Origin of the sequence: Agromyces lapidis, assembly GCF_009749405.1 — a bacterium.
GTDB classification, from domain to species: Bacteria; Actinomycetota; Actinomycetes; order Actinomycetales; family Microbacteriaceae; genus Agromyces; species Agromyces lapidis.
This window is the reverse complement of the sequence record NZ_WBIQ01000006.1, coordinates 53,863-67,585: the sequence shown is the minus strand read 5'-3', so window position 1 is coordinate 67,585 and position 13,723 is coordinate 53,863. Positions and strand designations below refer to the sequence as shown.

Genomic DNA, 13,723 nt, shown 5'->3' with positions numbered 1-13,723 from the left:
TCAGCCGCCGGTTCGTGAGCCGTACCGCGCCACGACGGTCAACACCGCCTCGTCCACGACGCGGCGCATCTCGGCGTCGCTCAGCGACCAGCCGCCATGGATCAGTCGCGGCCAGAAGACGACGGTCGAGATCATGCCGAGGAACTGCGCGGACGCCGTGTCCGGGTCGTCGACGACCGCGGTCCCCTCGGCGCTCGCGGTGACGAAGCAGCACCGCACCGCCGCGAACAGCGGCAGCGTGCCGAAGTCGAAGACCCGTTCTCGGAGTTCGGGGAACCGCGACGATTCGGCGATCACCGCGCGGATCAGATCCGTCATCCCCGGTCGGTTCAGGAGCTCGACGTAGGCGAGGCCCAAGCCGATCAGTCCCGCACTGAAGTCACCCGACGTGGGATCCTCGAAGGCGCCGTCCGGCGAGCCGGCCGCGGCGAGCACCATCGCCTCGAAGAGCTCGGCCTTGGTCGGGAACTGCTTGAACAGCGTCGCCTTGGAGACGCCGGCGCGCTCGGCGACGCGAGCCAGCGAGGTGCGGTCGTAGCCGTGCTCGAGGAACAGCACGTTGGCGGCAGTTGCGGAAAGGACGCCATCCGGTTCGAACCACTGGGCTCCGGCTTCTTCCGTTCCAGGGTCGTGCAGGAAAAGGAACCGCGGATGCTCCGCGCCGACGTCGCTGCACATCTGCCCGCCGGCGCTGATCCGGCACTCTTCGACCGGTGCGAACTCGTCTCCCTCAGCGCTTCCTGGACTCGACGGCGGATGCGCCCAGCATCGCTCTGGCCTCTGGTATCGATGCCGGGGTCGACGTGGCCGCCTCGGTGCATGACGGCGCGGTCGCCTGGGTCAAGCTGAACGGCTGAGGTCACACCCGTTCGCTGCAGAGCGACGGAACCTTCGAGTCACTCCACCGGCCTCACGCTCAGCTACAAGGCATCACCTGCGAGCAGCTCGCCCTACTGCTCATCTACCGCCACCGCGCCACGTCCACGCGCCGTCCATCGCCGTCAGGTACGCGGTGCGACCCGGCGGAGCCCGAACGGGAGCACGACGACGTGCCACGGCAGTGCGGCGCTGGCGTGTTCGTCGGCCAGGGGTCGGGTCTCCTGTCGTGCGCCGGGCGCGGCCGACGCGGTGGCATCCTCGTCTCTGCGCGGTCAGCTGCGGCGGCGGCCGGCGCGGTCCACGAACTGGTCGAGCGCGGCGAGCACATCGTCGGAGCGCCAGACCTGGCCGATCTTGTACTCGGACTTCTGCTTGAGAATGCCGAGTTCGGCGAGCTTCCGCAGGTGCGGGTAGATGTTCGTCGTGCCGATGCCGAGGTCCGCGGACGCGGTCGCGGCGGTGAACACCGGCTGCCGGGCGGCGTAGTCGAGGATCTTCTCGAGCTGCGAGCCGGTGCGCGGCTTCGCCTGCTCGCGCCATCCGGTGGTCGTCTCGCGGATCTGGCCGACGAGGGTTCGGGCGTTCCGGATGGCGTCGTCGCTGGCGACCGCCATCTGCTCGACGATGGGTTCGACGTTACCGGCCCGGTACGCGGTGAGCGCGTCATGGTAGGCGTTCACGTCGGTGAGGAGCCCTGCGGAGACTGGGACGGTGACGGAGCGGGTGATGTCCTTGCCTCGGAGCATCGACTGGACGAGCGCACGGCCGGTGCGGCCGTTGCCGTCGGTGAAGGGGTGGATCGTCTCGAACTGGGCGTGGGCGATGGCGACCTGGCTGAGGACGGGGAGGTCGTCTCGGCGCGCGAACTTCATGACGTCGTCCATGAGTGCGGGCACACGTTCGAACCTGGGTGCGACGAACGCGGCGCCGACGGGGCTGCGCGCGCTCGTGCCGATCCAGACGGGTTCGGTCCGCCAGTCGCCGGGTGCGTGGTTCGTGCCGCCCATGAGGACCTCGTGCATCTTCCGCACGGAGCCAGGGGTGAGCTCGTCGGCGAGGGCGAGGGCAGACTGCATCGCCCGGGTATTGCCCACGATCTCGGTGGCGTTGCGCTTGCTGGTGTCGCCGATCTCGGCGGTGAGGATGGCGCGGGCGCTGGCGGAGAGGTGCTCGATCTGCGACGACGCGGCGGCCTCGGAGCGGAGGAGGAGCGGCGCGAACCCGGTCATCTCGTCGTTCAGGGATGCATCGAAGCGGATGAGCTCGTTCTCGGCTGCGCGCGCGAGCGCGGCGGTCTGGGGGCTCAGCCGGAGCGCGCGCCCGGAGATGAGCGGCGGCACGGCTGCGGTATAGGTCTGCGGGTGGGGGCCGTACCGCTCGAGCGCGGAGGGTTCCGCATACCGGCTCTCCCAGTCGAGGGTTTCGGAGCCGATGGCCGGCCAGTCTTCTGGTGCGCCGAGGGTGGTCTCTGGGTCGGAGTGAGTTCGTTCGGAGAACGAACCTGCGTTGCTTGTGCGGCCTCGCGGGTCCTTCCTGGGGTCGAATGTGCTCATCGCTCTCCTCGTGCGGATTCATAACCCGCTGCACCCATTTTATGGGAAATCGCCGTTTTCCATAAGAGATAGGGACTAATTTATGAATTCATGTCGATACTCATAAACGATGCGAATCGGATTATGGGTTCAGACCATCCCGTGATCACGGAGGGTGTCGTAGATGATTGCCTCCGCTCCCCCGTCACGGACGGCGACGTCGCGCTCGTCACGCTCGAGGTGGCCCATCAGGTTCGAGGTGGTCGAGGACAGCTGCCCGTCCGTGTCGCGTTCGACCCCGATGAACACGACCGGGCAGAAGACGCCCCGGATCCAACGGCCGGTTCTACCACTCGCTCATTCCATCCAGAACGGTATCCGTGATCATCGAGAGCGCCGTCGCTGGCACCTCGGGCAGAAGTGCGAACCGCGGTTCATGAAGGCCTCCCGCACCATCGGCGTGCCGCAACGCGGGCACGGCTTGCCGGCGCGCCCGTAGGCGTTCAGGGAATGCTCGAAGTACCCGGATGCCCCGTTGACGTTGACGTACTGGGCGTCGAAGCTCGTGCCGCCCTCGGCGAGCGCCTTGCCGAGCACGTCGCGCACGGCGGCGAGGAGGTCGCGCGCCTTGCGAGGCGAGAGCGACGAGGCGGGCTGCTCGCCGTGCAGCCGCACGGCCCACAGCGACTCATCGGCGTAGATGTTGCCGATGCCGCTGACGACTCCCTGGTCGAGCAGCACGCGCTTGACGGCGGTGCCGCGCTTCGCGAGCGCGGCGACGAACGCACGCTCGGAGAAGGCGGGGTCGAGGGGATCTCGCGCGATATGGGCGACCTGGGTGGGCAGCAGCCGCGCCCACTCCCCCGTCACCCGGTCGGAGAAGCCGCCGAGCTCGCCGTCGCTCGTCGGCACGAGACGATCGACCGCGAGCGAGCCGAAGATGCGCTGGTCGACGAAGTCGACGCGGAGCTCGCCGTGCTCGGGATGCTCGAGGTGCAGGCGCACCCGTGCGTGCCGGTCGTCGCCCGGGTGTTCGGGGGTGCGCAGGAGCATCTGGCCGCTCATGCCGAGGTGGCCGACCACTGCCCGACCGCCACGGCGCTCGTCACCCGAGAGCGGCAGCCAGAGGAACTTGCCGCGGCGCACGGCCGCGTCGATGCGGGCGCCGGTCAGCAACGCCTCGAAGTCGCCGGATGCCGGATCGTGGCGCTTCAGCGAGCGCGGCTCGAGCACCTCGACCGCGGTGACGACGGCACCGGTCACCGCGGGTGCAAGCCCTGAGCGGACGACCTCGACCTCGGGGAGTTCGGGCAACTCAGGCCGCGCCGCTGATGCGGGTCCAGGCCTCGAGTGCGGCGGCCATCTCGGCCTGCTTCTTGCTCGACCCCTCGCCCGACGCCTGCACGAGTTCACCGACCGTGACGGTCGCGACGAAGTGCTTGTTGTGATCGGGGCCGGATTCGGCGACCGAGTACGACGGTGCCGGAGCACCGCGGCGGGCCGCGATCTCCTGCAGGCTCGTCTTGGGGTCCATCGCGGCGCCGAAGCGCTCGGGGTCCTGCATGAGCGGCGTGATGAGACGCAGCACGAGCTCGGTCGCAGCGTCTCCGCCGGCATCGAGGTAGACCGCGCCGATGATCGCCTCGACGGTGTCGGCGAGGATCGACGGCTTGTCGGCGCCGCCGGTCATCGTCTCGCCGCGGCCCAGCCTGATGTACGAGCCGATGCCGATGGTGCGGCCGACTTCGGCGAGGGCCACACTCGACACGAGGCTGGCGCGCCGCTTCGCGAGCTCGCCCTCATCGAGGTCGGGATGATCCCTGAAGAGCCGGACCGTGACGGCCTGCCCGAGGATCGAATCGCCGAGGAACTCGAGGCGCTCGTTCGTCGGGATGCCGCCGTTCTCGTACGCGAACGACCGGTGCGTGAGCGCGAGGAGGAGCAGGGTGGGATCGATGTCGACCTGCAGCGTTCGCTGCAACTCGTCGAGCGTGCGATCTTCGAGCGCTGTGCGCCCGCCTCCCATGCGTTCCGTTCGCGTCACGACCGGTCGTCGGTGCGTCTCGGGCCGACTAGACGTCGGCGACCTTGCGGCCCTTGTACTCGAGGAAGAGCGGGGTGCCCGCCGAGTCCTCGACTACCTTCGCGCGGTGCGGAAGGCTGTAGGTGACCTTGCCGTTCTCGACGGTCTTGACGAGCGTGGGGACCTCGGCCTTCCACTGCGAACGGCGCGCGTGGGTGTTGGCGCGTGACTTCTTCCGCTTCGGAACAGCCATGACTATCTCTCTTCTCTCTGCTGGTCGGCGCCGGACATGGAATCCGGACCGTTGTCTTCGGAAGCCTGGAACCCCGCGAGCGCGGCCCAGCGGGGGTCGCTGTGCTCAGGGGTGACGAGTTCCGGATGATCGGCCAGTCGGACTCCGGTCTCGGGGTCGAGACCTGGGCAATCCGGTCGGCACACCGGCTGGAACGGCAGTGCCAGCACTACCGCATCTCGGATGAGTGGTTCAAGATCCACGTGGTCGTCTTGAACCTCATACTCGATGGCTTCCCCGCCATGATACCCGAAGAGTTCTTGGAACTCGACTTGGACGGGCACGGCGAGTTCGATGAGGCAGCGCCCGCACTCGCCGTCCGCGGTCGCATCGACCTCGGCGGTGACGAGGATCCCCTCGTGCACGGATTCGAGCCGGACGTCGAGATCGATCGCCGAGCCCTCCTTCACGGCGACGAGTGCCTCGCCGAACTGCTCGGGTGCGGGTGCGCTGATGCGCTCTTCGCGCATCTCGCCCGGACGGTTCACGAGATCGCGCACGCTGAGATCGAACACGGAATGCTTGGTGGCCACGATCGACGATTCTACGCGTCGACAGGTGGACGTTCGCCGAACGTCGGCCGTGCACGCTCGATCAGCGAGCGCGGCACCAGCGTCGCACGCCATCGCACGAGCAGCGGCTCACCCTCCGCGAGCGCGGCGCAGGCGGTCGCGAGCGCGCGCACGAGCGGGTCGGATGCCTCGGCCGCGCCCCCGTCCGCACCGGCGGGGCGCACCGCGCCGGCACCGGATCGTGCCGCCCCCGGCCCGTAGCGTTCGCGTTCGACCGCATCGCGGAGTGCGGTGAGCGCCGCCCGCGCCTCATCGCCCGCCTCGCCGGCGAAGCCCTCCCGCTCGACGAGCCGCCCGGCGATCGCGCGCGGGGTCGAGGTCGTCTCGGGTCGGAGCCCGAGATCGCGCGCCGTCGCGACGAACTCGTCCCACGCGGCATCCGCCGGCCGGTCGCCGCGTGCGATCCGCCGGCGCCGGGAGGCGCGCTGTCCGGCCCGCAGCGCGGCGGGAGCGAGCAGGAGCCCTGCGACGAGGAGCAGGGCGACGCCGCCGCGGAACCACCACGAGTCGGCCGGCGAGGCGGTACCGCCGCCGCCCGCGAGGTTTCGATCGGGGTCGAGTTCGGGCCGGCCGCTCGGCGGGGCGCTCGCGGTGCCCGTCGTGGGCGGTGTCGTCGCCGTGGCATCGCCCGCCCCGGGCCGCGAGTAGTCGGGCACCGTGCCCCGACTCGGCGTGGGCTCGAACGGCACCCACCCGACGCCCTCGAAGTAGAGTTCGGGCCACGCGTGCAGGTCGTGCGAGTCGACCTCGACGCGCTGCACGCCCCCGACCCGTTCCTGCGTCGATGTGCCCTGCGTGTAGCCCACGGAGATGCGCGAGGGGATTCCGACCTCGCGGGCGAGCACCGCCATCGTCGAGGCGAAGTGCACGCAGTAGCCCGAGCGCTCCTCGAGGAACCGGGCGATCACGTCGAAGCCGCCGCCGTCGTAGCCCGACTCGACCGGCGCCTCCGTCGAGTACTCGAAGCTGGCCGAGCGCAGGAACGCCTGGATCGCGACCGCCGCGTCGTACTGGGTCGCCGCGCCGTCCGCGACGGCCGCGGCCGTTTCGGCGATGATCGGCGGTGCGTCGTCGGGCAGCTCGAGGAATGCGTCGAACTCCTCGCCGGCCCGCCCGCCGGCCGACCTCAGCTGGGATGGGCTCGGATCGACCTCGAGCCACGTCGCGCGATAGCGCTGCCCGCCGGTGTCGGCATCGACGCTGCGCACCGTCAGCGAGCCGGCGTCCCAGAACCACGAGCCGCTGAGCCCCTCGACCTGCCGCGTCGGGTACGGCAGCGGCAGCCAGGTGGTGCGCACCTCGTCGACGACGATGTCGATCGGATGCTCCGTGGCGGCGACGTCTTCGTCGAGGCCGTCGGGCAGCGGCAGGGCGTCGACGGTGTTGTCGGCGTCGACCGGCCGCTCGGTGACGCCCCACGCCTGGCCCTCGAATCGATCGAGGGTCAGCACCGTGAAGTACGGGCGGTCGTTGTCCCTCGCGAAGTAGTGGAACGCCGGCCGCGGATCGGGTCGCCGGAGATCGCGTCCGAGGTCGATGAACGGGCTCACCCCGCGCGCGAAGCTCGTCGACGGCGCGCCCGAACCGAGCAACAGGCTCGAGGAGATGCTCGGGGTCGAGGCCGTGAGCACCGCCGCCGTGAGGATGCCCACCGCGGTGAGGCCGAGCGTCGCACCGAGGCTCGACACGATCGGCACCCGTGCCGGCGGGATCACCGTGGTGCCGCCCGTCTCGTCGTTGCGCTCCGCGGCGGCGAGCAGTGCGCGGCGGCGGGCTCGCACGTCGATGCGCAGGAGCAGCAGGTACGAGGCCGCCGAGAAGACGAGCGTCGGCACTTCGGCGCCCGACTCGATGATGAACCCGGGGATGAGGATCGGCACGAGCGCCGGAGCCGCGGCGAGTGCGGGCATGCGGACGGTCTGCACGAGCACGTCCATGCAGATCGCGAGCACCCCGACGCCGAGGGCCAGGACGAAGTTGAGCGCCGGCACGGGGATCGCCGGCACGGACTGCTGCTGGATCGTGCGCTGGGCGCCGTCGAAGAGCTCCCCGAAGTGGACGAAGGTGTCCTGGGTCGGCACGACGAGCGCGAAGCTCGTCGACCCGCCGAAGAGCAGTGTGAGCAGGAGCAGGAGCACGACGAGCTCGAGCACCGGCACGAGCGAGGCGGGAACCCGGATCGCCCGGAGTCCGGCGCCCCCGAACAGCGTGCCGGCCGCGACGAACGCGCAGAGCCACCACCATCCGCTGCCCGAGATGAGCGGTCCGAGCGCCATCGTCGAGACCGCGAGCAGCAGGAAGCTCGCCGCGGTGAGCGCGAGTCGCTGACCTCGGGTGAGCGGCAGAGTGTCAGGACGCATCGCGCCCCCGTGCCGGCGGGCGGTTCGTTCCGCGTTCGTCAGCGCCCGCTGCGCTCCCGCGCGCGGTCTCTGCTGCGCCTGTTCCGCCCATCCGGTCGCGCTGCGCGACGCCCGCCCACGCGTCGCCGATCACTGCGGCCCGTCGCACCCGCACGACCCGCCAGTCCGCCTGCTCCAGCGCGTCGACGACCCGCGTCGAGACGCCCTCGCCGACGAAGGCGACCGCGGGCTCGAATCCGGTGCGGAGCGAGACGAGCGTCGCGGCATCCTGGTCGTCGGGGTCGACGAGCACCGCGAACCCCGGCATCCTCGCCTCGCGTGCGCGCACCTCGCCGCGACCGAGGCCCTCGGCGATCCGGCTGCCGCGCGCAGCCGAGCCGTCGACGCGTTCGCCCCGGCCCGGGGCGTCGAGCCGGGCGAGGTCCTCGAGCAGCAGGTGATCGCCCCCGGGCATCCGGTAGGCGCCGGGCGCCCCCTCGCCGACGCCGCCGCGCCCGGGGTCGCCGAGCGGGTCGCAGCGGACGCGGAACCCCCGCTCGAGCAGGTGCACGCCGATCGAGGCCGCCACCTCGACGCCGAGCTCGAAGCCGAGGTGAACGCGCTCGGCCCACTCGGGCCTCGAGCCGCCGCCGGGGAACTGCCCGGCGAGCGTGGTGTCGAGGAGGATCCGGACCTCGGGGTCGCCGCGCTGCTCCTCCTCGCGCACCATCAGTTCGCCGCGCCGGGCGGTCGCGGGCCAGTTCACGCGGCGCAGCGGATCGCCGTAGCGGTACTCGCGGGCGATGAGCTCGTCGGAGTTCGGGTGCGAGCGCCGTTGCAGGCCGTGCAGCACGCCGTCGACGCTGGCGGCGGAACCGAGGGCCCGCTCGAGCGGGGTCACCCGAGGCGTCACCACGACCTCATGGCGCGGACCGGCGTCGCGGTCGATGCGGGCGAGCCCGAACGGGTCGGCGAGGCCGATCCGCATCGGGCCGATGCCGTAGACGCCGCGGCGGGGCAGCCGCAGGCGGTACTCGAGGTGCACCGTGTCGTCGCCCGACGGCAGCACGGCCTCGTACGCCCCGAGGGCCGGCAGCACCGCCTCGGCCGGCGCGTCGAGCCCTTCGGGCACCCGGTCCCGCCAGTGCGCGCCGTCGAGGGTTCGCCGCGAGCGGTTGCGCACTGCGATCGCGACGGCCGTCGAGGTTCCCGCGGCGACGATCGGGGGCGAGAACCTGCGGGTCACGCCGAGCCGCGGCACCCGCAGCGTGACGAAGAGCGCCGCGACGCCGGGCATCGCGATGCCGACGAAGGCGAGCAGCATGATGTCGCGCAGGTCGAACCAGAGCGAGACGGCGAGGAGTGCCGCCCCGACCACCAGCAGTGCGCCCCCGCGCCTGGTGAGCCGCGGCCAGGCCGCGACGCGCAGTGGACGGGGGCGCCTCATCTCAGTTCCTTCGCGCGCTGCCGACCGGAACCGGCGTCTCCCCCACGATGCGTCGGACGATGGCGTCGATCAGCGGGCCGGCATCGCGGTCGTGCGCCCCGAGCGCGCGGCTCGTCGGCACGAGCCGATGCGCGAGCACCGGCACGGCGAGGGCGTCGATGTCGTCGGGCAGCACGAAGTCGCGACCGTGCATCGCCGCGTGCGCCTTCGCCGCTCGCACGAGCTGGAGCGTCGCGCGCGGGCTCGCACCGAGCCGGAGCTGCCGGTCCTCGCGGGTCGCACGGGCGAGTTCGACGGCGTACTCCTGCACGGGCTGCGAGGTGAACACCTGGTGCACCGCGGCGATCATGGCGCGGAGCTCGCCGAGCGAGACGACCGCGTCGAGCACGTCGAACGGGCTCGAGGTCTCGCGCGTCGTGAGCATCGCGAGCTCGTCGGCCGATGCCGGGTAGCCCATCGAGATCCGCGCCATGAAGCGGTCGCGCTGCGCCTCGGGCAGCGGGTAGGTGCCCTCCATCTCGACGGGGTTCTGGGTCGCGACGACGGTGAACGGCGGGTCGAGGCGGTACGTGGTGCCGTCGGCCGTGACCTGGCGCTCCTCCATGCACTCGAGCAGGGCGGACTGGGTCTTCGGGCTCGCCCGATTGATCTCGTCGCCGATGACGAGGTTGGCGAAGACGGGGCCGCGCTTGAACTCGAAGCGCCGGCTCGCCTGGTCGAAGACCGAGACGCCCGTCACATCGCTCGGCAGCAGGTCGGGGGTGAACTGGATGCGGCTGACGCTCGCGTCGACCGAGCGTGCGAGCGCCTTCGCGAGCATCGTCTTGCCGACGCCCGGCACGTCCTCGATGAGGAGGTGTCCCTCGGCGAGGAGCACGGTGAGCGCCGCGGTGACCGCGTCGCGCTTGCCGGCGATCACCGTCTCGACGTTCGTCACGATGGCCGCGGCGAGCGACCCGACCTCGTCGATGCCCATGGTCGCGGCGCGCGCCGCCGTTCCCGACCCGCTCGTCACCGCGACCTCGCCGCTCATGGCGTCATCGCCACCGCGAGGTAGTCGGCGACCACGGCCGGTACATAGGGCGCGACGTCGCCGCCGAGCGACGCGACCTGCCGGACGAGTGAGCTCGACACGTGCGCGTTCGCCGGGTCGGGCAGGAGGAAGACCGTCTCGACGCCGGCGAGATGCCGGTTGACGATCGCCATCGGCGTCTCGTATGCGACGTCGAGCTGCGAGCGCACGCCCTTGACGAGCACGCTCGCCCCGACGTCGGTGCAGTAGTCGACGAGCAGGCCCATGCTCCAGGCGGCGACGACGATGCGACCCTCGATGCCGGCGTCGGCGATCGACTGCTCGATGAGCGAGACGCGCTGCGCGATCGGCAGGAGCGCCGACTTGTCGGGGTTGTGCACCACGACGACGTGCAGCTCGTCGTAGAGCCCCGCGGCCCGCGAGATCACATCGAGGTGGCCGCGCGTGACGGGGTCGAACGATCCGGGGACGACGGCGATCCGCTGCATACGCAACAGCGTAGCGCCAGCGGGGGCCCCCGAGAGGCCCGGCCGAGAGTCTCAGCCCTTGCTCAGGTATCCGCTGGCCTCGTCGTCGAGTCGCCGGCGGACGGCGGCCGCGAGCGCCGGGTGCCCCTCGAGCGTCGGATCGACCTCGAGGATCGCCTCGGCCTCGGCTCGTGCGTCGGCGATGATCTCACCGTCGCGCACCACCCGCAGCAGCTTGAGGGAGGATCGCCCGCCCGACTGCATCGCGCCGAGCACATCGCCCTCCTGCCGGAGCTCGAGGTCGACCCGGGCCAGTTCGAAGCCGTCGAGGGTGGCGGCGACGGCCTCGACGCGCTGGAGGGCGAGCGAGTTCGGCGGCGCGCCCGTGACCAGCAGGCACAGCCCGGGCACGGCGCCCCGGCCGACCCGCCCGCGCAGCTGATGCAGCTGCGAGACCCCGAATCGGTCGGCGTCGACGACGACCATCACGCTCGCGTTCGGCACGTCGACGCCCACCTCGATGACCGTCGTCGAGACGAGCACGTCGAGTTCGCCCGCCGCGAAGGCACGCATCGTGCGATCTTTCTCTTCGGCGCTCATGCGCCCGTGCAGCGGCGCGACGCGGAGCTCGGCGAAACGGGGGTGCTCACCGAGCTCGGCGAGCACCGAGGCGACGGATGCCACGGGGCCGGCGCCCTCCGTCTCGCCCGGTACGGGCTCGGCGCCGTCGTCTTCGGCGACCCGCGTCTCGATCGCCGGGCACACGACGAAGCCCTGGCGGCCGAGGGCGACCTCCTCGGCGAGGCGCTCCCAGACGCGCGGTCGCCAGGCGGGGCGGATCGCGAGCGGCACCACCTGCGACTCGATGCCGGCGCGGCCCGCCGGGAGCTCGGCGATCGTCGAGACGTCGAGGTCGCCGAACACCGTCATCGCGACGGTGCGCGGGATCGGGGTGGCGGTGAGCACGAGCACGTGCGGCGGCTCGGCGCCCTTCAGCCGCAGCGCCTCGCGCTGCTCGACGCCGAAGCGGTGCTGCTCGTCGACCACCACCAGCCCGAGGTCGGCGAAGGTGACCGTGTCGCCGAGGAGCGCGTGGGTGCCGACGACGAGCCGCGACTGGCCGGCCGCGGCGCGCAGCAGCGCCTTCTTGCGTTCGGCGGCGGGCAGCTGGCCCGTGAGCAGCGTGGGGATCAGCTCGGCCGAGAGCTCGGGGCCGAGCATCTTCGCGATCGAGCGGAGGTGCTGGGCGGCGAGCACCTCGGTCGGGGCGAGGAGCGCCGACTGCCCGCCCGAGTCGGCGACGGCGAGCATCGCGCGCAGCGCGACGACGGTCTTGCCGGAGCCGACCTCGCCCTGGACGAGGCGGTTCATCGGCACCGGCTCGCCGAGGTCGTGGGCGATCTCGGCGCCCACCTGCTCTTGATCGCCGGTCAGCGCGAACGGCAGCGCGGCGTCGAAGCGTTCGAGCAGGCCGCCGGGCGCCGGGCGCCGGGCGAGCGCGTGACGTGCTCGCAGCGCGGCCCGCCGCTCGAGCAGCGCCGACTGCAGCACGAACGCCTCGGTGAAGCGCAGGGTTCGCCTGGCCGCCTTCCAATCGGGCTCGCGCTCGGGTCGATGCACCCGCTCGAGCGCGTCGCGGTGCGCGAGAAGCCCGCGGTTCTCCCGCACCGAAGCCGGCAGCGGATCGTCGACCCGGCCGAGGCCGTCGAGGAGCAGCGCGATCGACTTCGCGAGCTGCCAGCTCGCGAGCGTCGAGGTGGCGGGGTAGATCGCGATGGGCGCCTCGGCCCAGCGCTTGGCGGCGGCGTCGCCGACCTCGATCGGGACCTCGTCGTCGAAGAGCTCGTAGTCGGGATGCGCCAGCTGGCGATTGCCCCGGTAGTCGCCGACCTTGCCGGCGAAGATGCCCCGGCGCCCTGGGCGCAGGTCGTTCTCGCGCCAGCGCTGGTTGAAGAACGTGAGCGTCAGCACGCCCGTACCGTCGGAGATTTTCGCCTCGACGATCGAGCCCCTGCGCTGGCGCATCTCGCGGACGCGCACCTCGATCACCTCGGCGACGAGGGTGACGTTCTCGTCGAGCGGCAGCGACGCGAGCGCCGTGAGCTCGCCGCGCAACGCGTAGCGCCGCGGGTAGTGCGCGAGCAGCTCGCCGACGGTGACGTAGCCGAACGCCCGCTCGATCGCCTGGGCGGTGCGCCCGCCGAGGGCGCCGGCCAGCTTCGAATCGAGCGTGTAGCTGCCGGGGATCGCCTCCTCGGGGGCATCCGCTGGTCGTGCGGTCATGCCTCGATCGTAGGCGGCGCCTCCGTCAGCGCCGCGAGCTCGGCCTGCACGTAGGGGTCGTCGGGGCGCTCGGCCGCGAGCGCGCGCTGGAGCTCGAGAGCCTCCTCGGTGCGGCCGAGGCTGCGCAGGCACCGCGCGACCGACCACTTCGCCACGTGCCGCTGCTCGGCGGTGCCGTACGCCTCGGCCGCGCGTGCCGCCTCCTCGAACTGCATCAGCGCACCGGTGAGTCGGCCAGAGTCGTGCAGGGTCCATCCGAGGTTGTTGTGGAGCGCGACGCCCCAGCGGAGCACTCGTGGGTCGCGCGCGCCGTCGAGCACGTCGAATCCCTCGGTCGCCCACTCCTCCTCGTGGCCGGCGTCGTTGAGCGCGAGCATGTGCAGCGCATCGAGCACGAGGAAGGTCGACCCCGCGATGGCGGCCTCGCGCACCCCGCGGGTGAGCTCGGGAACGGCGTCGGCGGGCCGCCCGCCGGCCGCGGCGAGGCGGCCCCGCTCGATCGCGACGCGGGCGCGCAGCTCTGCGGCGAAGGCGGGGGGCTCGTCGTCGGCCGGCAGCGCTGCGACCTGGTCGAGCACCGCGAGCGCCTCGTCGCCCCGGCCGAGCAGCCCGAGGGCGCGGGCGAGCTGGGTCTGCATGACGGCGCGGGTGTGCGCGGTCTCCGACGCGTCGGCCGCGAGTTCGCGGAACCGCTCGGCGCTGGCCTCGGGATCGGCGAAGTCCCAGAGGCGGTCGATCAGCTGCTGCTCGCCCCCTCGGTGTCGGGACGGTTCGGCGGGCAGGCGTTCGGTCGAGCCGGTCTCTTCAGCAAATGGGGCAGGCACCCCTCCATCATGGCAGCGGTGGGCCTGCGTCG

General features: G+C 71.9%; 14 protein-coding genes. 1 reads left to right on the top strand and 13 read right to left on the bottom strand.

Features of this window, described 5'->3' with window-relative positions; translation table 11 throughout:
• Nucleotides 1-678: a TetR/AcrR family transcriptional regulator gene (locus GQQ93_RS09380; RefSeq protein WP_157423985.1), complete on the bottom strand. Its 678-nt coding sequence runs from the start codon at nt 676-678 to the stop codon at nt 1-3.
• Between the two features lie 35 nt (nt 679-713).
• Between GQQ93_RS09380 and GQQ93_RS17880 the strand changes: the two genes are divergently transcribed.
• Nucleotides 714-857: a hypothetical protein gene (locus GQQ93_RS17880; protein ID WP_170296166.1), complete on the top strand. Its 144-nt coding sequence runs from the start codon at nt 714-716 to the stop codon at nt 855-857.
• A gap of 294 nt (nt 858-1,151) precedes the next feature.
• Here the strand turns inward: GQQ93_RS17880 and GQQ93_RS09375 are convergent, their stop codons facing one another.
• From GQQ93_RS09375 to GQQ93_RS09320, 12 genes are all read right to left on the bottom strand, one after another.
• Nucleotides 1,152-2,432, bottom strand: coding sequence for a Fic family protein (locus GQQ93_RS09375; protein ID WP_157423984.1), 1,281 nt, complete (start codon nt 2,430-2,432; stop codon nt 1,152-1,154).
• Between the two features lie 129 nt (nt 2,433-2,561).
• Nucleotides 2,562-2,720: a hypothetical protein gene (locus GQQ93_RS09370; protein WP_157423983.1), complete on the bottom strand. Its 159-nt coding sequence runs from the start codon at nt 2,718-2,720 to the stop codon at nt 2,562-2,564.
• Between the two features lie 75 nt (nt 2,721-2,795).
• A complete protein-coding gene (gene mutM / locus GQQ93_RS09365) occupies nt 2,796-3,725 on the bottom strand; it encodes a bifunctional DNA-formamidopyrimidine glycosylase/DNA-(apurinic or apyrimidinic site) lyase (protein WP_157423982.1) in 930 nt (309 codons plus the stop codon).
• 1 nt (nt 3,726) lies between these two features.
• Nucleotides 3,727-4,437 (bottom strand): ribonuclease III, encoded by a 711-nt coding sequence (rnc, locus tag GQQ93_RS09360; RefSeq protein ID WP_157424235.1) that lies wholly within the window; start codon nt 4,435-4,437, stop codon nt 3,727-3,729.
• A 46-nt stretch (nt 4,438-4,483) separates the two neighbouring features.
• Complete coding sequence (gene rpmF / locus GQQ93_RS09355) at nt 4,484-4,687, bottom strand: 50S ribosomal protein L32 (protein WP_022887809.1); 204 nt, start codon at nt 4,685-4,687, stop codon at nt 4,484-4,486.
• 2 nt (nt 4,688-4,689) lie between these two features.
• Nucleotides 4,690-5,259 carry a YceD family protein gene (locus GQQ93_RS09350; protein ID WP_246192246.1) on the bottom strand — a complete coding sequence of 190 codons (570 nt, stop codon included), beginning with the start codon at nt 5,257-5,259 and terminating at the stop codon, nt 4,690-4,692.
• Between the two features lie 11 nt (nt 5,260-5,270).
• Nucleotides 5,271-7,658 carry a transglutaminase TgpA family protein gene (locus GQQ93_RS09345; RefSeq protein WP_157423980.1) on the bottom strand — a complete coding sequence of 796 codons (2,388 nt, stop codon included), beginning with the start codon at nt 7,656-7,658 and terminating at the stop codon, nt 5,271-5,273.
• The gene (locus GQQ93_RS09340; protein WP_157423979.1) at nt 7,648-9,084 is read right to left on the bottom strand and encodes a DUF58 domain-containing protein; all 1,437 of its coding nucleotides are present in this window, start codon (nt 9,082-9,084) and stop codon (nt 7,648-7,650) included. The genes GQQ93_RS09345 and GQQ93_RS09340 overlap by 11 nt, the downstream gene beginning before the upstream one ends.
• Before the next feature lies 1 nt (nt 9,085).
• Nucleotides 9,086-10,060, bottom strand: coding sequence for an AAA family ATPase (locus tag GQQ93_RS09335; protein ID WP_157424234.1), 975 nt, complete (start codon nt 10,058-10,060; stop codon nt 9,086-9,088).
• 53 nt (nt 10,061-10,113) lie between these two features.
• The gene (gene coaD / locus GQQ93_RS09330) at nt 10,114-10,605 is read right to left on the bottom strand and encodes a pantetheine-phosphate adenylyltransferase (RefSeq protein ID WP_157423978.1); all 492 of its coding nucleotides are present in this window, start codon (nt 10,603-10,605) and stop codon (nt 10,114-10,116) included.
• A gap of 51 nt (nt 10,606-10,656) precedes the next feature.
• Nucleotides 10,657-12,867 carry an ATP-dependent DNA helicase RecG gene (locus GQQ93_RS09325; RefSeq protein ID WP_157423977.1) on the bottom strand — a complete coding sequence of 737 codons (2,211 nt, stop codon included), beginning with the start codon at nt 12,865-12,867 and terminating at the stop codon, nt 10,657-10,659.
• On the bottom strand, nt 12,864-13,691 hold the full coding sequence (locus GQQ93_RS09320) for a tetratricopeptide repeat protein (RefSeq protein ID WP_170296165.1): 828 nt from the start codon (nt 13,689-13,691) through the stop codon (nt 12,864-12,866). The genes GQQ93_RS09325 and GQQ93_RS09320 overlap by 4 nt, the downstream gene beginning before the upstream one ends.
• Between the last annotated feature and the right edge of the window lie 32 nt (nt 13,692-13,723).

Bases quoted from the DNA above. Each gene is read 5' to 3' on its own strand.
- GQQ93_RS09375 (WP_157423984.1), bottom strand. From the start codon at position 2,432: ATGAGCACATTCGACCCCAGGAAGGACCCGCGAGGCCGCACAAGCAAC.
- GQQ93_RS09325 (WP_157423977.1), bottom strand. From the start codon at position 12,867: ATGACCGCACGACCAGCGGATGCCCCCGAGGAGGCGATCCCCGGCAGC.
- rnc (WP_157424235.1), bottom strand. From the start codon at position 4,437: ATGGGAGGCGGGCGCACAGCGCTCGAAGATCGCACGCTCGACGAGTTG.
- coaD (WP_157423978.1), bottom strand. From the start codon at position 10,605: ATGCAGCGGATCGCCGTCGTCCCCGGATCGTTCGACCCCGTCACGCGC.
- GQQ93_RS09380 (WP_157423985.1), bottom strand. From the start codon at position 678: ATGTGCAGCGACGTCGGCGCGGAGCATCCGCGGTTCCTTTTCCTGCAC.
- GQQ93_RS09335 (WP_157424234.1), bottom strand. From the start codon at position 10,060: ATGGGCATCGACGAGGTCGGGTCGCTCGCCGCGGCCATCGTGACGAAC.
- GQQ93_RS09340 (WP_157423979.1), bottom strand. From the start codon at position 9,084: ATGAGGCGCCCCCGTCCACTGCGCGTCGCGGCCTGGCCGCGGCTCACC.
- GQQ93_RS09345 (WP_157423980.1), bottom strand. From the start codon at position 7,658: ATGCGTCCTGACACTCTGCCGCTCACCCGAGGTCAGCGACTCGCGCTC.
- rpmF (WP_022887809.1), bottom strand. From the start codon at position 4,687: ATGGCTGTTCCGAAGCGGAAGAAGTCACGCGCCAACACCCACGCGCGC.